This is a genomic window from Streptomyces sp. NPDC052910 (genome assembly GCF_055585605.1).
Window position 1 is genome coordinate 546,040 of record NZ_JBVJJR010000006.1, and the last position, 17,820, is coordinate 563,859.

The 17,820-nt window shown below is 71.6% G+C and carries 14 protein-coding genes; 2 read left to right on the forward strand and 12 right to left on the reverse strand.

From position 1 onward, the window contains the following. Nucleotides 1-84: 84 nt before the first annotated feature. The 8 genes from ACZ6X9_RS23875 to ACZ6X9_RS23910 all read right to left on the reverse strand — a co-directional run bounded on the left by ACZ6X9_RS23875 (nt 85) and on the right by ACZ6X9_RS23910 (nt 12,500). Nucleotides 85-1,434 carry an MATE family efflux transporter gene (locus ACZ6X9_RS23875; protein ID WP_469780031.1) on the reverse strand — a complete coding sequence of 450 codons (1,350 nt, stop codon included), beginning with the start codon at nt 1,432-1,434 and terminating at the stop codon, nt 85-87. After that, nucleotides 1,431-2,225, reverse strand: a complete 795-nt coding sequence (locus ACZ6X9_RS23880; protein WP_469780032.1) for a thioesterase II family protein — start codon at nt 2,223-2,225, stop codon at nt 1,431-1,433. The genes ACZ6X9_RS23875 and ACZ6X9_RS23880 overlap by 4 nt, the downstream gene beginning before the upstream one ends. Continuing rightward, nucleotides 2,219-3,781 carry a class I tRNA ligase family protein gene (locus tag ACZ6X9_RS23885; RefSeq protein WP_469780033.1) on the reverse strand — a complete coding sequence of 521 codons (1,563 nt, stop codon included), beginning with the start codon at nt 3,779-3,781 and terminating at the stop codon, nt 2,219-2,221. Before ACZ6X9_RS23885 ends, ACZ6X9_RS23880 begins: the two co-directional genes overlap by 7 nt. Continuing rightward, nucleotides 3,778-4,152, reverse strand: a complete 375-nt coding sequence (locus ACZ6X9_RS23890; RefSeq protein ID WP_469780034.1) for a cupin domain-containing protein — start codon at nt 4,150-4,152, stop codon at nt 3,778-3,780. Before ACZ6X9_RS23890 ends, ACZ6X9_RS23885 begins: the two co-directional genes overlap by 4 nt. After that, on the reverse strand, nt 4,149-5,519 hold the full coding sequence (locus ACZ6X9_RS23895; protein WP_469780035.1) for a lysine N(6)-hydroxylase/L-ornithine N(5)-oxygenase family protein: 1,371 nt from the start codon (nt 5,517-5,519) through the stop codon (nt 4,149-4,151). The genes ACZ6X9_RS23890 and ACZ6X9_RS23895 overlap by 4 nt, the downstream gene beginning before the upstream one ends. After that, complete coding sequence (locus ACZ6X9_RS23900) at nt 5,516-8,986, reverse strand: amino acid adenylation domain-containing protein (protein ID WP_469780036.1); 3,471 nt, start codon at nt 8,984-8,986, stop codon at nt 5,516-5,518. The genes ACZ6X9_RS23895 and ACZ6X9_RS23900 overlap by 4 nt, the downstream gene beginning before the upstream one ends. A gap of 926 nt (nt 8,987-9,912) precedes the next feature. Continuing rightward, on the reverse strand, nt 9,913-11,253 hold the full coding sequence (locus tag ACZ6X9_RS23905) for a Vgb family protein (RefSeq protein WP_469780037.1): 1,341 nt from the start codon (nt 11,251-11,253) through the stop codon (nt 9,913-9,915). Between the two features lie 35 nt (nt 11,254-11,288). After that, nucleotides 11,289-12,500, reverse strand: coding sequence for a gluconolaconase (locus tag ACZ6X9_RS23910; protein ID WP_469780038.1), 1,212 nt, complete (start codon nt 12,498-12,500; stop codon nt 11,289-11,291). Between the two features lie 419 nt (nt 12,501-12,919). Here ACZ6X9_RS23910 and ACZ6X9_RS23915 point away from each other — a divergent pair, with 419 nt between their 5' ends. After that, on the forward strand, nt 12,920-13,492 hold the full coding sequence (locus ACZ6X9_RS23915; protein WP_469780039.1) for a helix-turn-helix domain-containing protein: 573 nt from the start codon (nt 12,920-12,922) through the stop codon (nt 13,490-13,492). Between the two features lie 19 nt (nt 13,493-13,511). Here ACZ6X9_RS23915 and ACZ6X9_RS23920 read toward each other — a convergent pair whose 3' ends face one another. Further along, nucleotides 13,512-14,564, reverse strand: coding sequence for an NAD(P)/FAD-dependent oxidoreductase (locus tag ACZ6X9_RS23920; protein ID WP_469780040.1), 1,053 nt, complete (start codon nt 14,562-14,564; stop codon nt 13,512-13,514). Between the two features lie 314 nt (nt 14,565-14,878). On the opposite strand from ACZ6X9_RS23920, the gene ACZ6X9_RS23925 reads away from it, so the two are divergent. Beyond that, nucleotides 14,879-15,295, forward strand: a complete 417-nt coding sequence (locus ACZ6X9_RS23925) for an antibiotic biosynthesis monooxygenase family protein (protein WP_469780041.1) — start codon at nt 14,879-14,881, stop codon at nt 15,293-15,295. Between the two features lie 237 nt (nt 15,296-15,532). Here the strand turns inward: ACZ6X9_RS23925 and ACZ6X9_RS23930 are convergent, their stop codons facing one another. Genes ACZ6X9_RS23930 through ACZ6X9_RS23940 form a run of 3 tightly spaced genes read right to left on the reverse strand, consistent with a single transcriptional unit; the run spans nt 15,533 to nt 17,787 of the window. Then, entirely contained in the window at nt 15,533-16,438 is a 906-nt protein-coding gene (locus ACZ6X9_RS23930; protein WP_469780042.1) for an SCO6745 family protein, read from the reverse strand. A gap of 57 nt (nt 16,439-16,495) precedes the next feature. After that, nucleotides 16,496-17,386, reverse strand: a complete 891-nt coding sequence (locus ACZ6X9_RS23935) for a fumarylacetoacetate hydrolase family protein (RefSeq protein ID WP_469780068.1) — start codon at nt 17,384-17,386, stop codon at nt 16,496-16,498. After that, nucleotides 17,383-17,787, reverse strand: coding sequence for a Rossmann-fold NAD(P)-binding domain-containing protein (locus ACZ6X9_RS23940; RefSeq protein ID WP_469780069.1), 405 nt, complete (start codon nt 17,785-17,787; stop codon nt 17,383-17,385). The genes ACZ6X9_RS23935 and ACZ6X9_RS23940 overlap by 4 nt, the downstream gene beginning before the upstream one ends. Between the last annotated feature and the right edge of the window lie 33 nt (nt 17,788-17,820).

The window sequence follows — 17,820 nt, forward strand, 5'->3', positions numbered from 1 at the left end:
GACGCCCCGCCGACCGTTTTCATCGATTCAAGGAGTGCCTCTCAAAAACACCGCGTTCTCGATGGCCCCGCCCGGCACGCGCGCTCAGCGCCGTACCGCCCCCGTCACCAGCCAGGCGTCGCCGCGGGCGCGCCAGGCGAGTACGGCGAGGCGGGCGAGCATCCAGACGCCGATCGCTAGCCACAGGGCGACGAGGCCGCCGCCGGTGAGGTGGACCGCGCCGGCGGCCGGGAGGAAGACGAGGGTGGTCAGGACACCCGCCACGGCGAGGAAGCGCATGTCGCCGGCGCCGATCAGGACCCCGTCGAGCACGAACACCGGCCCCGCCACGACCTGGAGGACGGCCACGACGACGAGCGCGCCCAGCAGCAGGGACCGCACGTGCGGGTCCACTCCGAACAGCGCGGGCAGCCAGGGACGGACGGCCAGCAGCAACAGGCCGAACCCCACGCCGGTGACGAGGCCCCACTGGGTCATCCGCCAGGTCGCCGCGCGGGCACCGGCGGCGTCCCCGGCGCCCAGGCAGCGGCCGGTGATCGCTTGTCCGGCGATGGCGATGGCGTCGAGGGCCAGCGCGAGGAACCACCAGATCTGGAAGGCCACTTGATAGGCGGCGATCTCGTCGTCGCCCATGGCCGTGGCGACGACGGTGCCGATGACCAGGACGACGCGCAGTGTGAGCGTCCGGACCACGAGGTTCACCCCGGCCGTCGCGGCGGCGCGCAGTCCCGCCAGGTCCGGACGGAGCGGGGCGCCGTGCCGGTGTGCGGCGCGCAGCACGGTGGCCACGTAGGCGGCGCCGCCCGCGGTCTGGGCGAGGACGGTGCCCCAGGCGGATCCGGCGATGCCCCAGTGGAAGCCCTGGACGAAGGTCAGGTTGAGGGCGGCGTTGCCGGCGAAGGTGGCCACGGAGACGACCAGGGGCGTGCGGGTGTTCTGGAGTCCGCGCAGGATGCCGGTGCTGGCCAGGGCGACGAGCATGCCGGGTACGCCGAAGAGGCTGATCCGCAGGTAGGTCTCGGCGTGGGGGGTGACGGCGGCGGAGGCGCCGAAGGCGTCGACGACGGCGGGGGTCAGCGGCCAGCCCGCGACGATGACGAGCAGGCCGATGCCGACGGCCAGCCAGATGCCGTCGAGCCCTTGGCGGATGGCCTGGTCGAGCCGGCCGGCGCCGACCAGCCGGGCCACGGAGGCGGTGGTGCCGTAGGCGAGGAAGACGCAGATGTTGACCAGCGTGCCGAGGGCCTGCCCGGCGACGCCCAGGCCGCCGAGGGGGGCGGTGCCCAGGTGCCCGACGATGGCGGAGTCGGTGAGGAGGAACAGGGGCTCGGCCACGAGCGCGCCGAACGCCGGCAGGGCCAGGCGCCAGATCTCCCGGTCGTGGGCGCGCGCCCGCGTTGTGGGGGCGGGGGCCCGGTCGGGCGATGCGGTCATCGGTGCTCCGGGGTGTCGGGCCGGCCGGAGGCCGCGCCGGGGCCGCGGTCCAGCTCGTCCGCGATGGTACGGAGCAGGCCGGCGCGGGCCGTTCGGTGAGAGAACGGGAAGAAGTGGCCGCCGGGGAGACGGTGGGCGGTGAAGCGGCCGCGGGTGCAGGCGCCCCACGCCCGGACCGATGACCGGCTCACCACGGTGTCGTCCGCGCCGGCGAAGGCGGTGACCGGGCAGTGGAGCTGGTTTCCGGGGCGGTGGCGGTAGGTGTCGGCGAGGGCGAAGTCGGCCCGTACGGCGGGGAGGAGGAGAGCCATGAGCTCGTCGTCGTCGAGAACGGGCGGCGGGGTCGCGCCGAGGGCGCGCAGCCGGGCCTTGAGCTCCTCGTCGGTCGGCTCGCGTGCCGGAGGGGAGCCGGTCCGTCCGGCCGCGGTGCGGGCGGCGACGGGGAAGAGGTGGCGGACGGGGACGCCCTCGCGCTCCAGGCGGAGGGCGAGCTCGTAGGCGAGGACGGCGCCGAAGCTGTGCCCGAGGAGGGCCAGGGGCCGCCCGGCGAGGGGCCGGGCGGCGTCCGTGAGGTCGGCGAGGAGGGCGTCGAGGTCGGTGAGGGGCTTCTCGTCCATGCGCAGCCCGTGGCCGGGCCGTTCGAGGACGAAGGCTTCGACGGTGGCGGGCAGGTCCTCGTCCCAGCTTGCGAACAGGCCGGCCGAGGCGCCGGCGCCCGCCAGGCAGACCAGTGCCGTGGTTCCGGGGCGTGGCGCGGCCGGCGGCACGGGGGCGGGCAGGACGGTCACCACGCGGCGGGCACCTCCCCGGTCCCGTCGGGGCCGGGCGCGGTACCGCCGTGCTGTGCGCGCAGTTCGGCGGCGAGGCCGGGTACCAGGGGCGCGGCCCAGGTGGCGAGGGCCCGCAGGCCGTGCAGGGCGAGGGCGGGGTCGGTGGCGGCCCGGTCGGCGAGCAGGGCGAGCAGGTGGGCGGTGGTCTCGGCGGCCTGGCGGAGGCTGAAGGTCTCCAGGGTGTAGGCGCGCAGCATGCGGTCGCGGTAGCGGCCGATGACGTCGGTGGCCGCCGGGTCGGGTGGGGCGGTCCGGTCGTGGGCGGCCAGGGCGGCGCGCACCGCCGCGAGCGGCCGGCGCAGCCGGGTGTCGACGGTGGTGAGGAAGTCCTTCTCCGAGAAGTCGGCGGGCTGGAGTTCGGGGTTGGCGAGGGCGAGGTGGAAGCGGACGGCGTCGGCGCCGTGTTCGGTGACGAGGTCGCGGGCCCAGATGAGATGACCCCGGCTGGTGGAGAACTTGGCGCCCTCCAGGTGCAGGAATTCGTTGGTGACGATGGCGGCGGGTTCGGTGAGGCCGCCGTGGGCCCAGCTCAGGCCGAGGTGGGCGAAGGCGAAGTAGAAGGTGTTGTCGTAGCCGAGGAACTGCACGAGTTCGTGGCCGGAGTCGCGGGCCCAGGGGCCGGCCGCGTCCCGGCCGAGACCGGCACGGGCGGCGGTGGACGCGGTAAGCCCGGCGGCCGTGGCCGTGGCGGTGCCGGCCGTGTAGGTGAGGCCGGGCAGCATCTCGGCCCAGACGTTGAGGACTTGTCCGGGGTACCCGTCGACGGGGACGGGGATGCCCCAGTCGGCGGGATAGCTCACGGGCAGGTCGGGCAGCGGCCGGCCCAGCATCTCGTCGGCGAAGCGCAGGACGTGCGGCCGCAGGGTCGCCCGGCGCCGGTCGAAGAAGGCCTCGAACCGGCTGCGGTAGTCCTCCAGCGGCAGGACGAGGACGTCGGCCTCACGGGTCTCCGTGGCGGTCCGCCCCGCGGGCGCGCCGGCGGGCGCCGGGTACAGCAGGGTCGCCGGGTCGTTGGGGTGTCCGCAGGTCTCGCAGATCGCGCCGCAGGTCTCGGCGAGGCATTCGGGGCAGTTCCCGGCGGCGAACCCTTCGAGGAGGTGGCGTCCGGTCGCCGGGTCGTACGGGAAGGTCCAGGTGCGCCGGGCGAGGCGGCCGGCGCGGTGCAGGCGGGTGAAGAAGTCGCGGACGTGGGCGCGGTAGGGCTCGTCGGGGGTGGTGAAGGCGTCGACGGCGATGTGGGCGAGGCGGAGGGTCTCGCGGATGTCGCGGTTGCAGCGGGCCGCGAGTTCGGCGGGTTCGGTGCCCAGCCGCCGCGCGGTGGTCACGACGTAGCTCTGGTGGTCGTCGCCGCCCGTGACGTAGCGGGCGCTGTGACCGAGCATGCGCTGGGCCCGGCAGAAGACATCGGCGGCGAGGTAGGGCCCCGAGAGATGACCGAGGTGCAGGTCGCCGTTGGTGGTCGGAGGGGTGGCGGTGACGAGGAAGGAACGGGGGCGCCCCGGGCGGCCGGCGGTCACCGGCCGGCTCCGAAGGGGCCCATGGACCACACGGACACCATCTCCAGTTCCTCGCCGGTGGAGGTGTTCTCGAAGTGGTGGCGCTTCTCGGAGTCGACGACGAAGGCGTCGCCGGGGCCGATGGGGGTGCTCGCGCCGTCGAGGTGGAGCAGGCCGGTGCCGCGGACGACGTAGAAGTGCTCGTGATCGGCGTGGGAGTGGGGTGTGGTGGTGGTGCCGGGGGCGACGGTGCACACGCCCATGCCGGTGTCGGACGGGCCGGTCGAGCCCCAGGGCAGGATGCGGCGGAAGGCGCAGCCGTACTCCTCGGTCGTCGGGGCGTCGGCTCGCCGCTGGACGGGGATGTCGTTCACGCGTCGGCTGCTGGTCACGCGTCGGCTCCTTCCAGGGCCTCGGGGAGGGGGGAGCGTCCGGGGCCGGCCGGTTCCGGGCGGGGTCCGAGGACGGTGTCGAGGATGCGGGCGGCCCGGTGGGCGAGGACGGAGAGCAGGGTGCTGCTCAGGCCGTGGGAGTGTTCGGCGGCACCGTGCAGGAAGACGCGGGGGCGGCACTCGGCGGTGGTCTCCACGGAGTAGTCGCGCCGGACGCGCAGGGTGCCGTCGGGGGCGCGGCGCAGCAGGGGTTCCAGGCCGGTCAGCAGGTCGCCGGCCTCGCGGAAGTCGTATCCGGTGGCGAGGACCACGGCGTCGAACCGGCTGGTGAGGGCCTGTCCGCCGAGGGGGTCGCGCAGGGTGACGAGGGCGGCCGGGCCGTCGGCGCGGCAGGCCGCCAGTTCGGTGAAGCGGCACAGGCGCAGCCGGTCCTCGCCGCGGACGCGCTGGTCGTAGAGGAGTTCGGCGATGGCCTGGATGTCCTCGTCGTCCACGGCCGAGTAGTTGGTGGTGCGCAGGTCGGCCAGGATGGCGCGGCGGCGGGTGGTGTCGGCGGAGTGGAAGAGGTCGACGGACGCCGGATCGAAGACCTCGTTGGCCAGGGGGCTGCTGTTGGCGGGCATGAGGGCGAACCCGCGGTGGGCGAGGGTGACGCCGGCGGACGGGAACTCGCGGGCCAGGTAGCGGAATACCTCGGCGGCGCTCTGGCCGGCTCCGACGACGAGGAAGCGGTGGGGCAGGTCGCGGCCGCGCCGGTGGAACCGGTCGATGCTGGGCAGGAAGGCGCTGCTGTGGAAGACCGCCCCGCTGTCGAGGGCTTCGTGCTCGACGCCGGCGGGGACGACGGGGCGGCCGCCGGGCGCGAGGGAGACGTGGTCGGCGGCCACGGTGTGCTTGTCCCCGGCGAGGTCGCGGTAGTCGACCTCCAGGTGGGTGATGCCCCCGTCGGTCCCGGTGACCGGCCGGACCCGTTCGACGAGGCAGCCGTAGGAGACGTGGTGGGAGAGCCGGTCGGCGGCCCAGGCGAAGTAGTCGGCGTATTCGCGCCGGGTGGGATGCAGGGTGCCGAGGTTGAGGAACTGTTCGAGTCTCCCCTTGCTGACCAGGTAGCTGGTGAAGGAGAAGGGGCTGGTGGGCTCCTGTGGGCTGACGAGGTCCTTGAGGAAGGCGACCTGCATCCGGGTGCCGTCCAGGAGCATGTCGGGGTGCCAACTGAAGCCGGGCCGGGCCTCCAGGCAGTGGAGACGGGTCCGTGCGGCGGGCGCGCGGGTGGAGTCGCACACGGCGGCGAGCGACAGGTGCGACGGGCCGAAGCCGACGCCGAGCAGTCCGTAGTGCGGGTACGGTCGGGGGGTCGCTCCGGTCACGCTGATCGTCCCTCCCGGCCGGTACGGGAGGGGGCGAGGGTGTGGATGGTGCCCGTGCGGGTGAACAGGTCGCGCAGGGCGAAGGAGAAGCCTTGCGCGCGGGCCAGCGCGGCCACCTTGAGTGCCGCCAGGGAGCTGCCGCCCAGTTCCAGGAACGGAGTGTGCGCGTCCACCGTTTCGGTGCCCAGCACGGTGGCCCAGATGCGGGCGAGGTCCGCCTCGTCGGGAGTGGCGGGCGGGGCGGCGGGCCCGCCGGGGGCGGCCGGCGGTGCCGTGGCCGCCTCGTCGTGCGCGGGGCGGGCGGGCAGGGAGTCGGCGACGCGGTCGAGGAGTTTGCCGAGGGGTTCGCCACCGCCGTCGGCGATGGCCTCCAGGACGTCGCGGAAGGCGCCCATCACCCGGTCGACGGTGTCGCGGTCGAAGTGGGCGAGGTCGTACTCGGCCTGGAAGGTGAGTTCGCCCTCGGCCATCACCCCGATGGTCAGGGGGTAGTTGGTCCAGCCGAGGTTGCGCTCGTGCCGTACGGTGACGCCGTCGCCACCGGCCCACCCGATGGCGTGCGGGATGTTCTCGAAGATCAACAGGGATTCGAAGAGCGGACGGCCGCTGGGGACGTCCGGGTGTTGCTGGATCAGGGGCAGCGGGTAGTGCTCGTGGGCCCGGGCGGTGAGCTGGGTGGCCTGGACGTCGTGGAGCCAGCCGCCCACGGGCCGCTCGCGGTCGAGAGTGAGCCGCATCGGGAGAATGTTGACGAAGATGCCGGCCATGTCCTCGATGTGGGACAGGGCGACCGGCCGGTGGGTGATGGTCATGCCGAAGCACACGTCGTGCCGTCCGCTGAGCGCGGAGATCACCGTCGCCCAGGAGCCCTGGATCAGGGAGTTGAGAGTGAGCCGGTGGGTCCGGCCATAGGCCGTCAGACGGCCGGTCAGATCGGCGCCGACGGGGTAGGCGGCACCCGCGTGCATCTCCTGGGGGCTCGCCGACAGTCCGGGCCGGGCCGTGCGACCGATCGTGGTGGGGCCCTCGAAGCCCGCGAGGTGCCCGGTCCAGTAGTCCCGTGAGGCACGGCCGTCCTGGGCGCGGACGAACGCGACGTAGTCACGGAAGGGCCGGGTGCCGGGCAGTCGGGGCACGGTGCCGCGGCGGCGCGCGTGATAGATCTCCAGCGAGTCGCGCAGGAGCAGGAAGAGTGACCACACGTCCAGGATGAGGTGGTGGTAGCTCATGACGAGCCGGTGCCGGGCGGGGCCGGTGCGGATGACGGCCAGCCGGAACAGCGGGGCCCGTTCGTAGGCGAAGCCGCGACGCCGGTCCTCGGCCAAGTGCGTGTCCAGCAGGGTGTTTTGCCGCTCCTCGGGCACGCCGGACCAGTCGAGGACGGACCACTCCGGCGCGGCCCGCCGCTGGACGACCTGCAGGGGCTCCGCCAGGCCCTGCACGGCCAGCCACGACCGGAGGATCTCGTGCCGGTCGACCACCTCCTGCCAGGCCCGGTGGTAGGCGTCGAGGTCGAGCTCGCCCTCCAGGGTGTAGAGGAACTGCTCGACGTAGACGCCGGATTCGGGGTCGAGCAGGGAGTGGAAGAGCATGCCCTTCTGCATCTCGGTGACGGGATGCACCGTGGCGATGCCCTCGGGGTCGGCGGCGATCCGCCGCACGGCCGCCAGGTCCTCCTCGGCGACGGCGAAGGGCGGGGCGACGAACGCGCCGCCGGCGCCGGAGTCACCGCGGCGCCGCTCCTCGACGGCCGCTGCCGTCTCCGCGATCGTGGGCGTGGCGAAGAACTGGGTCGAACTCAGCCCCAGCCCCTTGGTGTTGGCCTTGGCGCTGATGAGGAAGCCCTGGATGGAGTCGCCGCCGAGCGCCAGGAAATCGTCGTGGATGCCGACCCGCGGCAGGGACAGCACCTCCTCCCACAGCCCGCACAGGAACCGTTCGAGCTCGTCGCGCGGGGGGTGGTACTCCTCCGCCAGCTCCAGCCGGGTCCCGTCCCGGTCGGCCAGCGCCCGGCGGTCCACCTTGCCGTTGTGGGTGAGCGGGATGGTGTCGACCACCGTGAACGCGGCGGGGATCATGTAGTCGGGCAGCCGGCCGGCGAGGCGGGCGCGGATGCCGGCCGCGGTCGGCGGTGTGCCGTCACAGGTGAGGTAGGCGACGAGGCGCTGGTGGCCGCCCGCGCCGCGGCGGCCCGCGGCGACGGCCGCGGTGACACCCGGGACCTCCCGTAAGCGGGCCTCCACCTCACCGAGTTCCACCCGGTAGCCGGCGATCTTGACCTGGTCGTCCAGGCGCCCGAGGAGCTCCAGGCGGCCGTCGGCCGCCAGCCGGCCCAGGTCGCCGGTACGGAACAGCCGGCCGTACGGGCTGTCGGTGAACTTCGCCGCGGTGAGGTCGGGCAGTCGGTCGTAGCCCTCGGCCATGCCGGTGCCCGAGAGGCACAGCTCCCCGGTCTCGCCGTCGGGCACCGGGCGCAGGTCCTCGTCCAGGATCAGCGGCGTGAGCTCGGCCGGCCTGCCGACCGGCACGAACCCGTCGTAGGCGACACCGGGCAGGCATTCCCAGTAGCCGGCGTAAAGCGCCTCCGTGAGGCCGTAGACGTTGAACAGCCGGGCCGGGGGGCCGGCGGTGAAGAACGCCTCGGGGAGCGAGCCGGGCATCGCGTCACTGCTGCAGAAAACGTACTTCAGGGAGGTGACGGCGGCGAAGCGGGGGTTCTCCAGCATGCCGGACAGCAGGGCCGGCACGACCATCAGCGTCGTCACACGGCCGGTGTCGATCCACTCGACGAGGCGGTCCGGATCCTTGTGCTCGCCGGGCGGGACGACCACGGCGGTGCCGCCGGACAGCATCGGCCAGAAGACCTCGCGCACCAGGTTGGTGATGCTGAGCGTGGTCCGCAGGAGGTGCCGGTCACCGCGCTCCAGGGGGAACGTCCGCTGCAGCCACCGCTGTCCGCTGAGCAGGGCACGGTGGGTGAGCATCACGCCCTTGGGCACGCCGGTGGAACCGGAGGTGTAGAAGACGAACGCGAGGGCGTCATCGGCCGCGAGCACCGGCGCCGGGAGCGGCGCCACGGCCTCGTCGAGCAGGTCCTCGACGGCGACGGCCCGCACGCCCGGCGGGCAGGGCGCGCCGAGGAGTGCGCGCTCGCTGAGCAGGACGCGGGCGCCGGAGAACTCCAGGATCGTCCGCCGGCGTTCGGCGGGATCCTCCGGATCGACGGGCACGCAGACGGCACCGGCCCGCAGCAGCCCGAACAGGGCCGGCCACAGGCCGAGCGACCGGGAGAGACAGAGGCCCACGCGGTCACCGGGCCGCACCCCCAGGGACACCAGTCCGGCCGCGACCCGGTCGGCACCGGACTCGGCCTCCCCGAAGGTCAGGACGGCGTCGCCGTCCAGCGCGGCGGCGCCGTCCCGGTCCGTCCGGGCCTGGGCGGTGAGCAGATCGTGCAGGAAAAGCATGGAGAAACCACCGATCTCCGTCTGTCGCGGGAAGTCTGCGAGCCTGCGGGGGGACTGCGCTGCACAGGGGGGAGGAGTCCGGGAACGGGCGTCATCATCGGGGCGCCAGAGGCATATCTAGTTGAACCGTGCGGCCCTCGGCAAGGTCCGGAATCGGACGACTGCCCGGCACGACGCCGGCACCGCGGAACGGCGGCCCGCCCCCCGCGTGCGCACCACCGCTTCGGCGTTGTCCGGCGCGGGCGGGGGGTCGGGGGGCAGTTCGCCACGGGGCCAAGTCATCACACTCGCACCGGGCTTGGTGGCGTCCGGGCGCACGCAGGCAGGCGGGAGGCGGCAGGTGGGCGGGTGAGGGCAGGCGGGGGCAGGCCGCGATGATCCGCCGGAGGAGCGCCGTGGGCCGACCGGTGAGCGTGGCGGCCGAGGCGGGCTCGGGCAGAGGGTGTGTGTCGAGGTTGACGCAGATGCCGGCGGCGGTACCGCCTGACGTCGACGGCCAGCGGGTGGTGCCGGTCGTGCCGTCCCCGACCTCCACCCGGTGGACGGTGCCGCCCCCTCGGCGGCGGGAAGCCGGCGGCCACCTCTCGCGCCAGGCGACCCGGCCCCGCCCCCGTCCCAGCCGCTGCCCCTGCCGCCCCCGCCCTCGCCCTCGCCCCAGGCCCCAGCGCCTCCCTCAGGGCGGACAGGCCACCGACGCCCCCGGGCAGCCGGCACGAGACACCGACGACCGCGATCGGAGAACCGGCGGAACCCACAGCCCCGGACAGTCAGTCCGCACATGACCCCAGGCATGCCAGGAGCGAAACGCCCCGTGCCCGGCAACGTCCCCCACACAAGGCTGCCCACGGCGGCCGACCTGCTCACCCACCCCGCCGGACGCACGTACGTACGTTCGTTCGACGGGTGTGGTCCAGCGGGTGTGGTCCCTACGTCGCCGTGATCTCGATCAGTTCGGGACTCCGGAGGACGCTCAGGGCGAACCGCCACAACTGGCCCTCGTAGGTGCTGACATAGAGCACGTCATTGCCGCTGTCCAGCGCGATGCCGAACGGGGAGAACGTGCCCGCGACGGCCTTCACCGCTTCACGTCGGCTGCGGCTCTTCAGGTCGACCTTGTACAGGACGTCGGCGATGTGGTCGCCGACGTACGCGGTGCCCGTGCCGTCCACCGCCATGTCGGGACTGTTGTCGGCGGTGGTCACCCGCTGTGCGGTGCGACCTGCCAGGTCGATCTCGTACAGGTCCCCGGTCGTCCACCAGTGCCCGGTGTACGCCGTGCGCGCGTCGCCTTTCTCGTCCAGCACCAGGGCGACCCCGGAGGTCTGCCGACCCAGCCCACCGACGATCTCCTTCTTCTCCTTCCGCTCCTTCTTCAGGTCGACTTCGAACAGCTTCCCCTCGGCGGAATCGTCGGCGTAGGCGGTGATGTACACCTTGCCGTTCCTGTCCAGCGCGATGCCCTGCGCCTTCGCGTCGGTGACGATTTCGGTGGTCTCGCCGCTCGACAGGTCCACCCGAAGGAGGCGGCCGGCGCCGCCGTAGTCCGTGACGTAGGCCATGCCGTTCGCGTCCACGGCCACACCACGAGGCGAGCCCAGCGGTGCGCTCGTCATGACCTTGCGTTTGGTCCCGGTGGCCGGATCGACCCCGTAGAGAAGGCCGTCCACCGTGAGGACGTACGCCTTGCGGCCCGACGGGTCCAGCGCGACGTCGATGGCTGCCTTCCCGTCGAACCTGCAGACCAGGAAGGCACCCTCGGTCCGGTAACCGGCCCTTTTCAGCGACTCTTCGGTTTCCTTGTCGATCGTCGGACGGTCTTCTCGCTCGATTCTCACTCCGTCCGTCCGCACGTTCTCGTACGCCGCGCCTTTGGCCGCCGATGCCGTGTCGGAGGTCGTTTTCGGGTTCGTGTGCGCGGTGAGCTGCGCGGCGGCTGCCGACTGCATGTTCCGCAAGAAGGGCGTGAGAAAACCGTCCATCACGTTGATCGCGCCGTGCGGGGTCTGGCGCATGAGCCACGCCTCGCGCCCGCTCTCCATCTGGTGCACGTATCCCGAGAGGTCCCCCGTGACGGTCTCGTTCTCTTCGTCCCAGGCGCCTTTGCCGACCCCGGGCGTATTCCCGTTGATCTTCTTCGCGGCGCCCTCAGCGGAAGCGGCCTGCTCCTTGCCCCCGCCGAAGACGTTGCCGGCGGCGGCCTTCCGGGCGGACCCTGCTGCGTCTTTGTCGTTGTCGGCGGCGTTGTCGGCGGCGTTGTCGACAGGCATGGGCTTCTCTCCTGATCCCCTCGATGGACGTGGTGTCAGCTCTTGTAGAAAGGCGCTTCGCGGTCGTCGCCGTAACCGTCGCTCAACTTGAGCTTTTCAAGCTCGAACAGCTCGGTCTCACCGGCGAAGACGGACACGATCTCCGCTTGGCCTTTCTGCGGGAAGTACCGCCTTTTCTCGCCGATCAATTCGATGATGTCGATGTCCCGGACGACCACCTGGGTGTGATCCGGAAGCTGGGTACACCCGGTGGGATCCAGTGTCTGGGCCCGCTTCCGTTCGTCGTTGTCCTCGTGGTCGAGACACGTGACACTCGAAGGGTCCACTTCCTCGGGGTAGTACAGGGCGACGCAACCGGCGAAGACGATGGGGAGCTCGTAGTCGAACCTCTTCACCTGGCGTCGCTGCGTGGCCCGGATGACCGCCCGGGTCTCGATCTGCGTCTGGATCTGCGCCGTCGTCTTCACCGACGTGGTGAACTGACCGCCGACGGAGCCCGTGATCGCGAGCATCAGGTCCGCGTGCACCTCCCCGGTGCCCGTGGCGGAACTCGTGGCCGTCGACGTGCTCGCCGCTTCCGACTGGAACTCGACGTCGAAGCCCAGCCGGTCCTTGCTGCTCCGCTGGGTGCTTTTCTGATGCTGTTTCATCGCCATGCTCTTCTGCAACTGCTGTTGCAGGGACGCGCTCGACTTCGTCCCGAAGGTGAGCTGCACCTCCCCTTGGAGGTTCCACGTGATGGTGTTCGAGATCGAGAATTCGGTGCTGAAGGTGACCGTGGTGGGCTGGGGGTCGGTCCTGTTGGTGAAGACGTGCTGAGCGATCAGGTCGGGCGGGGGCTGCTGGATGTCGCTCCGCTCTTCGATGAGCGGCAGCCCCATGTTCATATAGGTGTTCCACCCACGCTGGTGCGCCGTCTCCTCGTTCTTGGGATATTCGCCGTACCGCACCTTGTTCACGGAGAACCCGGTCGGGGCGATCCACCGATCCTGACCGTCCTCCGAAGCCTTCTTCGCCTTCGCCCGCACCTTCGCCCAGCCCGACGGCTTCTGTGCCGGATCCGCTTCCTGCCACCGTTTCCACTTGTCCAGGAGGGGCTGGGCCCTCCCTTCGATGTCGAGCTCCTTCTGGTTGTGCGTCGTCAGGGGGTGCCGCATGAACCTCGTGGGTTTGTAGGTGTTCCCCGCCACGTTGACGCTGCCCGGACCCTTCGCTGGGGCGCTGCCGGCTGCGGTGGGTTTGATCATTGCCTCTCCCTCGGTAGCGGCGTGCGGGCCCATGGCATATGCATCCGGCACCCGCGTCGCCACCATGCTGGACCGGCCGCACGGCCCGAACCGAACAGGCTCCCTCAGGCGCGCGGACAATTGCCCTGTGTGGCCGCGCCCAACCGGCCTGGCCGCGCCCCCCGCCATCGGTACGTCACCCTCAGCCCAATGGTTTCGTCGGCGGCACAACGGTCGACGGTGCGGATCGGCGGCCGCCCCGTGCGTACCGCCGATGGCACAGGTGAGTGCTTCCCTGCCCCGACGGCGCCTGCGGGTCATGCGGCGGCGGCCCGGATGCGGTGGCTACGCGCCGTCGCCCGACGACCTCATCGCCCATGGGCGAGGGCCCGCACCTTCGGCAGGAGCCATGCCGTTTCGGGTTCGGGCAGTATCAAGGTGTGGACAGCGCGAAGAAGGACGTTCTGGATGCGGTCGGGCCCCGTCTGCGGGAGCTGCGTCGCCGGCGGGGGATCACGCTGGCCGAGCTCGGCCGGCGGACCGGAATCAGCGAGAGCACGCTGTCTCGTCTGGAGGGCGGCAGTCGCAAGCCGACTTTGGAGCTGCTGCTGCCACTCGCCGAGGTGTACGCGGTGCCCCTCGACCATCTCGTGGGCGCGCCCCGTACAGGAGACCCGCGCATTCACCTGCGCCCGGTGACCCGGGGAGGCATGACGTTGGTGCCGCTGAGCGATCCCGGCGGCGCCCGGGCCTACAAGCTTCTCCTTTCACCCGCGCCCCACATCGAGCCGGAGCTGCAGACCCACGACGGTTTTGAGTGGATCTATGTCCTCTCCGGCCGGCTCAGGCTGCTGCTGGGTGAGCAGAGCCTGAGCCTCAAGCCGGGCGAGGCCGCGGAGTTCGACACGCACGTGCCGCACTGGATCGGCGCCGACGGCGACCAGGCCGTCGAACTCCTCATCCTGCTCGGACGCCAGGGAGAACGGGCCCACCTCCGGGTCCGCGCCACCTGACCCGGTCGCGGCGCGGTGGTCAGTTCCCACCGAGGAAGGAGTCCGGTCCGTGCGCACGGCTGCCCGGCACCAGCCGCGACAGCTCGGCCTCCGTGGCCGCGTTGAACGCTCCCCCGCCCTTGGCCGCGCGGACGGCGGCTTCCGCGTCGGCCTTCAGCAGGTCCATGTGGATCGCGGCGGCCGCGGTGGTGCCGGCTGCCGCCGCGGCCGGCACCCCGGCCAGTACATCGCTGACGTTCCCCGCGGCCCACACGCCCTGCACGCCGGTGAACCCGGAGGCGTCCACCCGGAGCTGCTCCCCCAGGCCCATGGGGTGTTCCTGCGTCGTCACGCCCAACTCGCCCAGAAAACCGGCGCGCGCGAGGAACCGGGGGGCGACCACCAGTTCCTGGACGGGCACCACCTTCCCTGACGCCAGGCGCACGCCCGCCAGATGGTCGTGGCCGTCCACCTCGAGCCCGGTGGCCTCACCATCGACCACGCCGACACCGAGAGCGGCCAACTGCTCCCACTGCTCGTCGGCCGGCTCCGTTCCGGTGTGCAGGAACAGCGTGACGTTCTCGGACATCTGGCGGAACAGCAGTGCCTGGTGGAAGTTGCCGAGCACCCCGATGGCCTTGTCCCGGACTTCCCAGCCATGGCAGTACACGCAGTGCAGCACGTCCCGCCCCCACCGTTCGGCCAGCCCCGGCACGTCCGGCAGCGCATCGACCAAACCAGTGGTCACCAGCACTCTGCGCGTACGCACGCGCTGTCCGCCCTCGGTGACGACCCGGAAACCCACGCCGTCCCGGGAGATCCGCGCGACCTGCCCCGAAACGACACGACCTCCGTACGAAGCGACCTCCTCGCGCCCGAGCCGCAGCAGCTCCAAGGGAGAGATACCCTCGCGGCCGAGCACACCATGGGCGCCGGCGGCCGGAGCGTTGCGGGGCTCCCCCTTGTCGATCACCAGAACCGACCGGCGCACCCGGGCCAGAGTCAGCGCCCCGGACAGGCCGGCGGTCCCACCCCCGACCACCACGACGTCCCAGGTCCGCTCACCATCTCGCATCAACTCGAACTCGCTCATGCCCTCAGCGTGGGAAGGGCGCCACGGACGCGGCAAAGGTTCATGCCGTTCCGGCAAGAAGCCCCGGCATCCGCCGCCGACCATGGCCGCCGCCGATCGGCCGCCTTCCGGGACCACGCCGGCCATCTTGCCGATCCAGCACGAAGGTTCGCTGCCTGCGGGCACGTGTGGGCAGGCTGCGTCCAGACGGTTCCGGACCGCAGCCGAAACCCGGCGTCTCGGGACTCAGGACTCGGTCGTGTTCCCGCATTCTTTGGGAATTCGTCGCGCACCGAGCCGCATATCGACAGTCGAAACACTTGGGGAGACAACAGATGGAAAATCGTCACGTCGTGATCATTCCGATTGAGATCGACGAGGAGAAGGAGGCCTCTTATCTCGCCGCATGGCAGGATGCCGCGGAAGTGATGGCGGAGCAGCCCGGATTCATTCGGACGTACATGTTCCGCACGATCGCTCCGGGGAGCAGATTCCCTCTCGTCAACGTGGCGGAATGGGAGTCCACCCGTCACTGGGAAGAGGCGATGAACGTCTGCCCGATGACGGGACAGCAGATCGCCGTCGCCCATGCCTCGAACTACGAGGCGATCCGGACGGTCCTGCCCCCGCAGAGCCTGGCTTCCGACGACGGTCGCACGCCCGCTGACCCGTCTCCTGTCGAGGCGCGTCGCCGCGCGGTCGACGGCGAACTCACGCCGGTGAATGTCCGCGAAGACGGTGAAAGGCTCTGACCGAAGTAGCGCGGGGACGTCGCCGGAGCTTGTCCGGCGGCCGCGGCCGTTTCCACCGGAAACGCTGCCCGGCCCCACCGCTCGGACCAGCAGGTGCGGTGAGGCCGGGCAGGTGCCGTGTCGGGCAGCAGCATGCGCAGCGCCCGAACGACGGCCCGGCCGGCCGAGGCGTTGGCGGCCTTGACGATGCGGGCCTGCTCCAGGCGCGCCTTCGTGGCCCAGGCCCGAGAACGGGGCCTACCTGACGGCCTCCGGATCGGCGGACTGCGTGTCTCCCGTCTCCACGCGGAAGGGGTACGTCCCGGCCGCGGTGAACGCGTCGTGGATCGGCATGATGAGCGAGGTGAGGCGACGGACGTCGGCGTCACCGATCGGCGTCCACAGGGCGGCGCAGTGCTCGTCGGTCTCTCTTTCGATCCGCTCGCGCGCCGCTATGCCGGCATCGGTCGCGGTGCCGTCGGCGTCGAGCCAGCCGCGTGCGACGAGGCGCGCCGTTGCCGCAGCCACCTCCTCGTCGTCCCACAGCCGGGTGGCGCGCGCGATCGCTTCCGGGAAGTGACCTGTCGCGGTTTGCAGAACGTTGCAGTCACACGGCCCGAGGCGGTTGGCGGCGAGCACGGTGACATGCGCGTCACCGCGCCACTCACGCAGCACCGTGATCTGCTGCCACAGCGCGACGAGCGGATCGGCTGGGAGAGGGACCGAGGCGTTGGCGGCGGCCATCGTCTTTCCGGCGTAGTCGGCGCCGGCGACGACCGGGTCGATCAGCGATCGTGCCTCGGCGATCCGATCGGCGGTGAGGCTCACGTCGACACGTTGCAACGCACGATCGACGGCTGCGAAGCGGGCGGCCTGCCACTCCTCTGGCGTCGCTGTGTCCCACACGCCTGCCATGGCCCGCACCGACCGCGGGCTGAAGTTGTAGAAGGCCGCGAGTGTGACCTGCCACGGGACCGCGCCCATCGGGGCCGCCCGGAACGCGAAGTACGCCGGTCCGTACTCGGTCACGCCCAGCTTGGCGGCCTCTTCCGGTGCCTCGGGAATGAAGTAGACGAACAGGTGGGCGGCGTTGATGGTGAGGCTGACCTCGCGGACGGCATGCGGATCCATGTCAGCGTGAGGGAAGGTACCGGCGAGATGCATCGCGGTGGTCTCCTGGCAAGTGGCAGGGTCAAGGTCGTCTTTGGCGCGTCCGGTACGTCAGGACGGCTCTGGCGCGGTGATCCGTGTGGAGATCGCGCCGAGTTCCTGCACTTCGATCCGGACCGTGTCTCCCGGTGACAGGTAGGGGCGGTGGCCGCACAGTTCCTGGATGCAGCCGGTGCCCACGGGACCGCTGGCGAGGATGTCACCGGCTCGCAGGGTGGTGCCGCGCGACGCGTGCGCCGGCATCTCGCCGAACGACCAGTGGATCTCCTCCCATCCGCCGCCGCCGTAGTGCTCGTCGTTGACGTACCCGTCCATCCGCAGCGCATAGCCCTTGCCCGAGCGGTACGGTTCGAGCTCGTCGGGGGTGACGAGGAACGGGCCGAGGCTGGTCGAGGCGTCCTTGCTCTTGGACGGGCCGTACACGAACCCCATCTCGCTCGCGGAGATGTCGCGTGCGCTCCAGTCGCAGTAGACCAGGTAGCCGGCGATGTGCTTCTCCCCCGCGGCGGCGTCGAGGTTCGAGCAGTCCCCGGCGATCACCGCGGCGACCTCGACCTCGTAGTCCCACCACCGAGCGCCCGGGGCGATGGGGACCTCATCGTACGGTCCCTTGATCGCCGCCGGGCTGGAGAAGCAGCAGAGCGGATACTCGTACCAGACCGGGCTGACCCTGCCGTCACCAACGGCTGCCTTGCCCGCGTTGCTGATGTGACGTTCGAACGCGGCGAAGTCACGGACCGCCGGGGGCACCGGTATCGGCGCCAGCAGGTCGGCCGCGGCCGGCTCGACGGTCTCGGTCGGTTTCCTGGTTGCGGCGGCCTCCAGTCCGCCTTCGGGGCGCAGCAGCTCCAACAGGTCCGTGCCCACGGCGTGGATGGTGTTGTCGTGCACCACGCCGCAGTGCGCGGAGCCGTCGGAGGAGCGGTAGCTGACCCACTTCATCGAGCGAGCACCTCCCGGGTGCGGTCGTAGAACCGTCGTGCATCGACGACCGGTCCGGCGGCGCGGCCGAGCAGGCCGGCCGGACCGTGGCCGAGCAGGAAACGGCCGAGGCAGGTCAGCGCGATGTCGGACTCCAGGCCGTCGACGGTCTCCGTACGCCTGGAACGCTGGAGCCGGGCACCCAGGACGAGGCCGTCGATCGTGTCGAACTCGGCGGAGAGCCGGTCGATCAGCCGCCTGCCCTCGTCGATGAGCTCCACTTCGACCCGGAACCGGGCGCCGGGCTCGGCCTTGGCCTTGTCGGTTCCGACGGCCACGGCCCGGTCCCGACGCCAGAGGTGGATTCGGGCGAGGCCGCGCCCGATGCCGTCCACGTCTCCAGTGATCCTGATGGTCTTCACGCGGCCACCGTCCGCGCGAACTTGACGATCTCC